The organism is Enterocloster alcoholdehydrogenati, assembly GCF_013282095.1.
Lineage (GTDB): Bacteria > Bacillota > Clostridia > Lachnospirales > Lachnospiraceae > Enterocloster > Enterocloster alcoholdehydrogenati.
Map to the genome: position 1 here is coordinate 1 of NZ_BLTJ01000025.1, position 9,127 is coordinate 9,127.

Sequence of the window (9,127 nt, forward strand, 5' to 3'; positions counted from 1 at the left end):
CGTGTCGCGCATAGGCAAACGGATTATAGTGCATGGATCTTGAAAAATCTATGCTGTTGAATACCCGCACCTTATAGCCCTGTCTCTGTAAAAAGCGGCCGCACTGGTCGAGGGTGCCGCCTTTTGGGTCTACGCACACATACGAGGAATGGGCCTGAAGGAGCTGGGGCGTGAGCCAGAACCTTGTTTTTCCCGAACCGGACGAGCCGATCACGCAGGCATTTAGGTTCCGGGCGTTGGCCGGATTCTTCGGGCGGGTATTCATGGTAAGAAATTCCGTCCCGGTTAAAATGACATTGTTCTGGAATTTCGGGTCCGCAAACGGCTTTATATCCTCCTTTGTTCCCCAGCGGGCGGTGCCGTACTCCGCATCCCGCCGGAATTTTTTTGCGTTTTTGATTTTGGACTGTACCAGAAGGTACATTCCCGCAGCCCCCAAAAGCCCGACCGCTAAATCCAGGCCTCCAAGCCCCGGCCAGTAGTTCTCAAAGGCCTTTGGAAAGGTGGAGAACATCCCCATGAGCTTTTCTGCAAATACATTCCCCGGGGCGGTCCGGTAAGCGGTTCCCACTTTGGAAAAGAACCAGAACACAAAGAGATACGGGAGGTTCGGGAGCAGATATTTTTTTAACTGGTCACTCAACGTCCTTCTTTCACCGCCTCTCTGGTATGCTGTTTCTCCTTTGGCTTTTTCTGTATCTGCTCCGTAAAATGGCGGAGCTGCCCGAGGATAGAAGCATGGTCTTTGTTTTTGTTCAGTACCTTGTCGCTGTATTTCTGAAATGCCGCTGTCACAGCGTCCGCCTGGTTTGCCTTGAAAAATAACAGGTAGTGTCCGGGACTTACTTTGTGAAAGGCATAGTCCACGTGGAACTCTCTGGCGATACGGTCAAACTCCTTTGGGGCTCCCACATAGGGCATGGAGCTTTTGCCACCATAGTGGTTCATCAGCTTTTTTACGCTCTGGCGGCCCTGCGGGGTCAGTGACCTTTGGCGGCGCTTCTTCACATCCCCCAGTATCTTTTGAAAGGCAGACGCCAGAACCTTTCCCGACAGCTTCGCCGCCCGTATGGAGAGGGCAACGGTCTTTTGGTTTACTTCTTCCTGCATACAACCTCCTTTCCGTCAGGGCTCCCTTTCTTACGGGAGGCCCCCGCTGGTTTGTTTGAGGCGGAAAACCCCGGGCCATCATGGCCCGAGGTCTACCGCTCGGTACGTTTGGCGGAGGGCTCCGTTTTTGCCGGTTCCGCCTGTATCTTTTCAGACTGTTCCCGCATGGCTTTCAGGATAGACGGCTTTTTAGGAGCCGACTGTTCCAGCCGTTCCAGACCTGAAAGAGCCTTTTCAACGGTTCCTTTCATAGCTGTCAGACAGGCCCGGTCTGCCCGGAACGGGGCGGCAATGATTTTTGCGGCCTTTCCTATGGGCTTTGCCTCTGTTACTGCCTCCTTTCCGGCAAGCGCCCGTCCGGCATTTTTCAGATGTTTTCCGGCTTCATGGTACTGTGCCGCCATGGCTTCGATTTTTACTATGGCCCGGGTATCGGTCTGAATGGCCTCCTGTATGGTGTCCCGGACTCCTTCAAAGCCCTGCCGCAGATGGAAAAAGCGGGACAGGTTGTCAAGGGCGGAAATCCCATGCTCCCGGACTTCGGAAAGCGCCTGTCTGCATCCGGTAAGAATGGATTCCTTCAAAGCGGAAATCTGTTCTTTTAAAGAGGCGGCTTTTTCTTCCAGTGTATGGATAGAGGCTTGCAGAGCTGATTTTAACGGGGACTTCTGCAAGTTCTGTACTTCCTCCTGCATGACCGATAGCTGTTTTACAGCCCCGGCAAGCTGGTTTTCCAGTTCCTCCACATGGCGGATGGCTGCTAAGAGGTCTTTGGCACTGGAATAGTTGTTTTCTTTCAGGACGGCCAGAAGCTCCCGGACCTCCTTTTGTTCTGCCAGCCGTTTTCCTTTGGATCTGCTGATGGTGTATCCCTCCTTTCAGGGCTTCGGGCCATCATGGCCCGAAGTGTCAGCGTTCCGGCTGTTTTTTTGCCGGGGCATTTGTTTCCCGGTGGGGCTCTGTTTCATGTTCCTGCATGGCCTTCAAGATAGACGGCTTTTTCTGAAGCTGGGAGGGTTTTTCGCCGGACAGCGGTTTGATACAGTCCAGGCGGTCCGCCGCCCGGATGGCGTTGTCAGTAAGCTGTCTCTGCCATGCCCCTACACTGGGAGCCCAGCGGAAACCGTTCCCCTTTAATTCGGCCCGGGTGTCCGCATCCGGCTTTCCGTCAAAAAAGACCTGTAAGCGGTTGTCCTCCCGGTTCATTTCCACATGGCCGCCGTCAAAGTCCCAGCCGGAAAATTCCCGTTCTGCCTGTCTGGAAAGCTGTTCCATCCGCTCCTTTACCCGCCGGATTTCTGCGTTATTGTTGGTAAGCTGGTAGCTTTCAAAGGGCTTCGGGCTGCTTCTGTAACTGGAAGCCATGGCAGATTTCAACTGCTCAATCTGTTCCGGGGAAAGGAGGGCACAGCCGTCCAGCGTTTTGTGTTTCCGGTAGTAGGCATTGACTTCTTTCATAATGAGCTGGGAGCGTTCCAGTCCGTCCAGCTTTTTCTGCAACTTCTCAATGGCTGCCGGGTCATCGGCACTGATCCCGCCCATGCCCGTACTCTGGATTTTTTCTAAAAGCCCCTGGATATGCCGCCATTCCTCCATGTTGCTGTGCCGGGCCTGGTTCTGCTTTTCCTTTTTCCCAACCGGGAAATTTGCAGGCCCCGCAATCATCACAGAAGGAACCCTTGCATCAATGGTATAGCCATGGTTCATGTTTTCGGCCAGCTTTCTGGCATAGGTATCCAGCAGACGGTCGATTTTTTCATGGTACATGGGGTCAACCCGGGCTTTCTGGCGTTCTGCCAGAGCGGCGGCCTTGTCTACCATGTCCCGGTATTCTTCTGTGGCACTGCCTTCTTTGTAATCGTAGAAGCTGTTCATTTCCTTTGCCCGGCGGGCGGCAGCTTCATTGATGGGATAATAGTTGATCGGTTCCACCTCCTTTGTACCTCGGGCCATGATGGCCCGAAGCGTTACCGTTCCTCATGGGAAATCCCCGTCTTTTCCTTATGGGGTGCAGGCGGGGATTTCTGGAACTGTTTCAGTGTGTCAAGAATGGAAGGGACGGAACGGGCTTTTTCCGGATAGGCAAAAATCCGGTGCTCTGGCGGTATGTCGGCAGTTCCCCGGTAATACTCCCGGAAGGTGCCTGGATCAGCCGCCACATATCCACCTGGAGCAAACACGCCGCCCTCATTGAGCCGCATATCCCGCCCGTATGCTTCGTAATCAAAATAATTCCGTATATGTTCCGGGATTTCAATGGTATGCAGTTCCTCCGCATACATCAGCCCCAGTGCTTCATCCCCGTCAATCTCCGGGTAAAAGCGGTAAAGGTCAAGGTTCTGTGCCAGGTTTATCAGGTCTTTCACACTCCCGGTATGTTTTCCAAGAACAAGGGCGGCTTCAAAAGCCTCCAATCCGCCCTGTGCCTGTACTTCCAAGAGGGTGTGTGCCAGCTCATTCAGTTCGTCAATGCTTTCATATTCATTCAGATAGTCATAGAGCCCCAGCACGTCACTGTCAAAGCTGGTAATAAAAACCTCGGTATAGCGTTTCCCGTCAATTCCGATTTTGGCAAGGGTGTCCTGTACCTCCTGCGTGGTGGCGGGAAATTTCAGCACCGTCCCTACCTCGATCCCCATAAGCGGATAAAGGGCGATGTTTGTAAGATAGGCTTCAAACATGGGCTATCCCTCCTTTCCGGTCTGGCCTGCCAGCACTTCATAAATCCCGCCCATGATGTAATCGGCACAAGGGAGGGCGATTGCGTTTCCCAGTGCCCGGTAGCGGAAGGAAGAACGGATTTCCTCGCCGTCTGCCCCGTATTTCGTCCAGCCCTCCGGCAGTCCCATCAGACGCTCACTTTCGGTTTCCGTTAAAAAACGCACACAGCCGCCGCCCGGGTCGCCCTCGTACCAGAAAGAGAATGGCGTCACGTCACTGGCTAACAAAGTGGGAAAAGGGTCAGTTGGTAATCCGAAGCTGTTTCGGAAGGCTTCTTTTTCCTGCCTTTTGGAAGCTCCCCGCATACGGAAGCACTGAAAGGGGTGGACGATGGGTAATGGCCGCCCTGTTTCAAAAGAAGCTGTTCGATCTCCTTTGGCGGCGGCGTCCCGGCCCTCTCTGCAAGGCGGAGGAAGTGGGAGCACTGGACGGGGCTTAAATAATATGTCTGCGGCACGCCGGCCTCCAAAATCTGCCACGACGAAAATCCGCTGCCTTCTTGCCAGCCTGCGGGTTCCTGCCCAATACTGGGCGTCCATGAGCCGCCAGCACACGTCAGGCGAGCCCCCTCGCACCATTCCGGCTCCTGCCCATCTTCCCGTAGGAGGCATTGGAACTTCGGTGTCTGCGAAAGCGGATAGGACGGCTCTAAAATCCATCCGGTCATTTGTAGAAAACGCTCCCATGACGTTTTCCCAAACAATGATAACTGGATATAAGTGGTCAGTGGCATCCCTCATTTCCTGTATGATACGAAACGCCTGATAGAACAGGCTGGATTTTGCCCCGGCAAGGCCGGAGCGGTTGCCGATCAGGGAAAGGTTCTGGCAGGGGGAGCCGAAAGTGATCACATGGACGGGTTCAATCTTCCCGCCGTCAATCTTTGTAATGTCCCCCAGGTGCTCCATTTCCGGGAAGTGCCGTCTGGTAATGGAAATCGGGGCTTTCTCAATCTCGCTGGCCCACACCGGGCGGATTCCGCACCGGGAGGCAGCAAGGGGAAAGACCCCGATCCCGTCAAACAGACTTCCCAGCTTAATGTCAGGCATTTCTGCCATGTCCTTTTACTGCCAGGACTCCCTCTAAAGTCGTTGCCGCAATGCCAAGCCGTCCGGCAACGGCAATATCGTTTTTCACATCTTCATCCACTGTTTCCCCGCAGACGATCAGCGTATGGGAACGGCGGAGCATATCCCGGGCCATGTCAATCCCGGCTTTGTGTTCCTCGGGTACGCCATCGTCTAAAAACAGCGGAAGGTAGATCAGCGGACAGATGGGAGAAAATCCCGCCTCATAAGCAAGACGGCAGTAGCCCGCCGCCAGTTCCATGTCGATTTCCGGCTGTCCGCTCCATGCGGCAGTCAGATATGCTAAGGGTCGTTTCATTAAGTAACCTCCGTTTCTTCTTATATAAAATGGGTATCAGCAAGGTTCGCCTTTCCCCTCCGCCCCTTTCCCCGGAAAGTGGGACGGCTCTGGAGAATTTATATCCCCGTCGCTTGACTGTGTAAAAGCATAACCGGGAGAAATCCGTCAAGGGTGCCGTATGGCACCGCCTCCGGCGGCGTATGCCCTTGACTGATTTTCCCGGCTATGCTAAGGGATAACTGGCGACGGGGAATAACATTTTATATCTCCAGAGCTTCGGGGCGTGGGGCAGAGCCCCACAGGGTCTTGACCTCGGGCCAGTGTGGCCCGAAGCCTTCCTTACTTTTCTTTCTCGGCTTTTTTATCTGGTTTTTCCTGTGCCTTCTGTTGGCCTTTCCAGTCGTCAAGGAGCTTGATGATCTGGTCTTTCATTTCCCTCGGGGTGGTTTCCTTTCCGAAATATTTCCCCAGTTCTGCACCTGTCAAAATCACTTTGTCTACCTCCTTTTTATCCTCCATCATAATGCCGTCGATCACGTCGCCGTTTAACAGCTTCTTTTCGTCCAGCTCCCTCATGCGTTTGGCCTGTGCCTGCGACGGGGAGGACTGCTGGCTGTCTACGGCCACCGCAATATAGTTCTGGTTCTTCTTGCTGATATAGGAAAGCTCTACCGCTGTGGTAAATCCCAGCTTTTTCTCGTCCATCAGCTTCATCAGATCCGGCACCAGTTCATTGAGGCGGATATACCGCTGAACCTGCTTGACTGCCATCTTGTTCCGCTCGGCCACAATCTCGTTGGAGCGTTTCCCAGCGTCCTTCGGGTCAATCTGGCCCGAAGTGCGGGAGCCCTGGTGTTTGATTGCCTCAAGCTGCATTTTCAATGCCTTCGCCCGCTCACTGGGGAGGATTTCTTCCCGCTGGTTTAAGTTGTCCTCCACCATCTGGGTAATGGCTTCATCATCCGTCAGGTTACGGACGATACAAGGCATATCCGCATATCCAGCAAGCTCGCTGGCTTTCTGGCGGCGGTGGCCGAAAACAATCTCATAGCCGCCATCCTCCCGGGGACGCACGATAGCAGGCTGGGTAACGCCCTTGTCCTTGACGCTGGAAACCATAGCCCGCATTTCTTCATCATCCCTTACCTCAAAGGGATGGTTTTTGAAGGCGTGGAGGTCGTCCAGCTTGATATAGACGATCTGTTCCTTTCCCCGGTGGGGTGCCCCTTTGGGCTTTTCCGGTGCCTTTCCAGCTGTTTTTTCCGGAGGTGCGGCAGGAACAGATCCCTTAGAAACCTCTTTTTTCGGCGGTTCCTGTTTCACTTCGGATTCTTTTTCCGCTTTCTTCGGGGCGGGAGCTTTCCCGGTTTTCTGAACGGGTTCCTTTTTCGGAGCCGTTTCCTTAGAAGCTGTTTCCTTTGGAGGACGGCCCCGGCGTTTGGGCGGTTCCTGTTTTTCGGCTGTTTTTTCAGCCTTGCTGGGAATGTCAGCCTTTGGAACTTCTTTCGTGGGGGCTTTCTCAGATTTCCCGGGAACCGCCGGTTTTTCTGTTTCCTTAACTGTTCCTTTCTCTGGTGGTGCCGGGCTGGATTTTTCCGGGGTATGAGCCGCCCGTTCCTCCGCCTTTTTCCCTTTCATAATTTCAGAGAAGTTATAAACAGATACATTAGGGGCAGCCGCTTCTGGTTCCGGTTTCTTGTCTGCCTCCGGGAATGGTGCGGCCTTTGGCTCCTGTTTTTCCGGTTCAGCTTTGGAAGCCTGCGGCTGTCCGGTTCCCGGCCCGGTATCTGCTGCCGGAATATCCGGGGTTTTTATGTTCTTATCATCTGCCATGTACAAAGTACCTCCTGTTTTGGGTATAAAAAATGGGCCTGATGTTTCATCAGACCCGGTCGCATGGTTCCTCCTTTCCCTGCCTGGACACAAAAATACCGCCCATAGTCTCGATAGGGCGGTATCATGTGTAAGATCGGCAGTCCATTATTAAGTTTTTTATCATGTTCCCTTTGTACACTGTTGCAAAGATCGGTTCTAACCTAAATCAGATTGCAAAATATTTTAATACCGGAGGGGACAGATCCCGCGCAATTGAAAATGAAATTCACCAATGTATCTCGGATCTTTTCTTATTACGTAAGCAGGTATTAAAAATGGCAGGTGACTTTCATGGCAGTGCTTAAACACATTAAAAGTAGAAATGCGAATTACTCAAAAGCAATTGATTATCTGCTATTTCAACACGATGAGAAAACTGAAAAAAAGATAACGGATGACTTTGGGAGAAGCATTCTCAGAACTGAATTTTACATGGATGGAATTAACTGCGAACCTATGTCTTTTGATAAAGAATGTGAGATCATCAATTCTAAATTCCATAAAAACCATACTCGCACTGAAATCAAAAGCCACCATTATATCATCAGCTTTGATCCGGCAGATAAGACCGAATGTGGTTTAACTGGACAACATATCCAAGAGCTCTGCTTGACACTTGCCAAGTATTTTCAGGACATCAGGCTCTCGTTGTTACTCATACCGATGGTCATAATGAATCTGGAAATATTCATACACACATTGTAATAAACAGTATTTGCAAATTTGATACCAAAAGAGAATCTTATATGTCACAGCCTCACGATCATGAAGCCGGATATAAGCACCGTTCCACCGACAAATTTCTAAATTATTTTAAACGGGAAGTGATGGATATGTGTATCCATGAAGGTCTTCATCAGATTAATCTGCTTTCACCAGCAGAGACAAAAATTGCACAGGCTGAATATATGGCTCAGAAGTCTGGACAGAAAAAATTGGAAGAGACTAATAAAAAAATCATTGCTGATGGATTCAAGCCGACTACTACTATATTCCAAACATAGAAGCAAGATCTCCGAAATGCGATTGAAGAATGCGCCTCTCTTTCTAAAAACTTTGAAGAATTCCAATCTCATCTTTTGGAAAAATACGGAATTTCTGTAATTGATGAAAGAGACCGATACCGCTATCTTCATCCGAATCGTGACAAAAGAATTACTGAAAAAGCTCTTGGTACACGATATGGGAAAGATTATCTGGAACAGTCTTTCTTACGAAAAGATCCGATTCAGATTCTTTATATCAAATCACATTTACGGTTAGTGGTTGATCTGCAAAACAATGTGAAAGCCATGCAAAGTCCCGGATATGCACATCGTGTTAAGATTTCTAACTTGCAGGAAATGGCAAATACCATCATCTATGTTCAAGAACATGGCTTTGACACACAGGCAGAACTGAAAAATTCGCTTCTTGCATCACGACAGAGACTAACAGAATTACAGACGGAACTTACACAGCATATATCCGATAGGAAGACACTCAACAGTCAAATTCATTACACCGGACAGTACTATGCAAACAAAGAAAGCTATTCTCAGTTTTTAAAATCTAAGAACAAAGGGAAGTACCGAAAGGAACATACTAATGAAATCCAGGCATACGAAGAGGCCAGAGATTGGTTGAAATCTTTCTATCCTGATGGAAAAATGACAAATATAAAAACACTTAAATCACAAAAAGAAAAGCTTCAACAACAAATCATTTCAGAAAAAGAATCATTGAACGCTTTAGGAAAAAAGTTAAAGAATCTGGATACTGCAGATCAGAACGTTGATGCAATTCTTCAGATGCAAATTCCGAAGACTGAGAAATCAAAAACCAAAGAATATGAACGATAAAAATCACAAAACAAAGCTGATCTCTGGATCACTCAGTACGAAAGTGATACTCAAACACTGAAAGAAGATCTTATGAAAACTCTTCGAGAATGTGAAACTTTTTCTGTAAAATTAACTACGATAAGGTCCTTCTATGATAAAATAAATATCATTAGGAGGGCTTTTTACTATGGCAAGACAAAAGAAACCGGTTCACAGAGTTGAAATGACAG

The 9,127-nt window shown here is 49.9% G+C and carries 9 protein-coding genes and 1 pseudogene; 2 read left to right on the plus strand and 8 right to left on the minus strand.

Annotated elements, in window-relative coordinates; all coding sequences use genetic code 11:
• The 8 genes from HW447_RS17475 to HW447_RS17510 form a co-directional block, all read right to left on the minus strand.
• On the minus strand, window positions 1–643 hold a 643-nt coding region (locus tag HW447_RS17475), incomplete at its 3' end, for a type IV secretory system conjugative DNA transfer family protein (protein WP_176256305.1).
• The gene (locus tag HW447_RS17480; protein WP_176256306.1) at window positions 640–1,110 is read right to left on the minus strand and encodes a PcfB family protein; all 471 of its coding nucleotides are present in this window, start codon (window positions 1,108–1,110) and stop codon (window positions 640–642) included. The genes HW447_RS17480 and HW447_RS17475, both read right to left, overlap by 4 nt.
• A 92-nt stretch (window positions 1,111–1,202) precedes the next feature.
• Window positions 1,203–1,973 (minus strand): DUF6674 family protein, encoded by a 771-nt coding sequence (locus HW447_RS17485; RefSeq protein WP_176256311.1) that lies wholly within the window; start codon window positions 1,971–1,973, stop codon window positions 1,203–1,205.
• A gap of 46 nt (window positions 1,974–2,019) precedes the next feature.
• Entirely contained in the window at window positions 2,020–3,063 is a 1,044-nt protein-coding gene (locus tag HW447_RS17490; RefSeq protein ID WP_176256307.1) for a hypothetical protein, read from the minus strand.
• 14 nt (window positions 3,064–3,077) lie between these two features.
• On the minus strand, window positions 3,078–3,791 hold the full coding sequence (locus tag HW447_RS17495; RefSeq protein WP_176256308.1) for an antirestriction protein ArdA: 714 nt from the start codon (window positions 3,789–3,791) through the stop codon (window positions 3,078–3,080).
• Window positions 3,792–3,794: 3 nt separating this feature from the next.
• Window positions 3,795–4,880, minus strand: coding sequence for a DNA cytosine methyltransferase (locus tag HW447_RS17500; protein WP_176256309.1), 1,086 nt, complete (start codon window positions 4,878–4,880; stop codon window positions 3,795–3,797).
• Window positions 4,873–5,217 carry a DUF7768 domain-containing protein gene (locus tag HW447_RS17505; RefSeq protein ID WP_117962331.1) on the minus strand — a complete coding sequence of 115 codons (345 nt, stop codon included), beginning with the start codon at window positions 5,215–5,217 and terminating at the stop codon, window positions 4,873–4,875. Before HW447_RS17505 ends, HW447_RS17500 begins: the two co-directional genes overlap by 8 nt.
• A 321-nt stretch (window positions 5,218–5,538) precedes the next feature.
• Entirely contained in the window at window positions 5,539–7,032 is a 1,494-nt protein-coding gene (locus HW447_RS17510) for a ParB/RepB/Spo0J family partition protein (RefSeq protein WP_243176342.1), read from the minus strand.
• Between the two features lie 164 nt (window positions 7,033–7,196).
• Between HW447_RS17510 and mobC the strand changes: the two genes are divergently transcribed.
• Window positions 7,197–7,379: a plasmid mobilization relaxosome protein MobC gene (gene mobC, locus HW447_RS17515; protein ID WP_330589253.1), complete on the plus strand. Its 183-nt coding sequence runs from the start codon at window positions 7,197–7,199 to the stop codon at window positions 7,377–7,379.
• Window positions 7,366–8,915, plus strand: a pseudogene (locus HW447_RS18465) (relaxase/mobilization nuclease domain-containing protein). The gene mobC and the pseudogene HW447_RS18465 overlap by 14 nt, the downstream one beginning before the upstream one ends.
• Window positions 8,916–9,127: the final 212 nt, after the last annotated feature.

Coding starts and splice junctions, on each gene's coding strand:
- HW447_RS17480 (WP_176256306.1), bottom strand. CDS start 1,110: ATGCAGGAAGAAGTAAACCAAAAGACCGTTGCCCTCTCCATACGGGCG.
- HW447_RS17490 (WP_176256307.1), bottom strand. CDS start 3,063: ATGGCCCGAGGTACAAAGGAGGTGGAACCGATCAACTATTATCCCATC.
- HW447_RS17495 (WP_176256308.1), bottom strand. CDS start 3,791: ATGTTTGAAGCCTATCTTACAAACATCGCCCTTTATCCGCTTATGGGG.
- HW447_RS17500 (WP_176256309.1), bottom strand. CDS start 4,880: ATGCCTGACATTAAGCTGGGAAGTCTGTTTGACGGGATCGGGGTCTTT.
- HW447_RS17505 (WP_117962331.1), bottom strand. CDS start 5,217: ATGAAACGACCCTTAGCATATCTGACTGCCGCATGGAGCGGACAGCCG.
- HW447_RS17510 (WP_243176342.1), bottom strand. CDS start 7,032: ATGGCAGATGATAAGAACATAAAAACCCCGGATATTCCGGCAGCAGAT.
- mobC (WP_330589253.1), top strand. CDS start 7,197: ATGTTCCCTTTGTACACTGTTGCAAAGATCGGTTCTAACCTAAATCAG.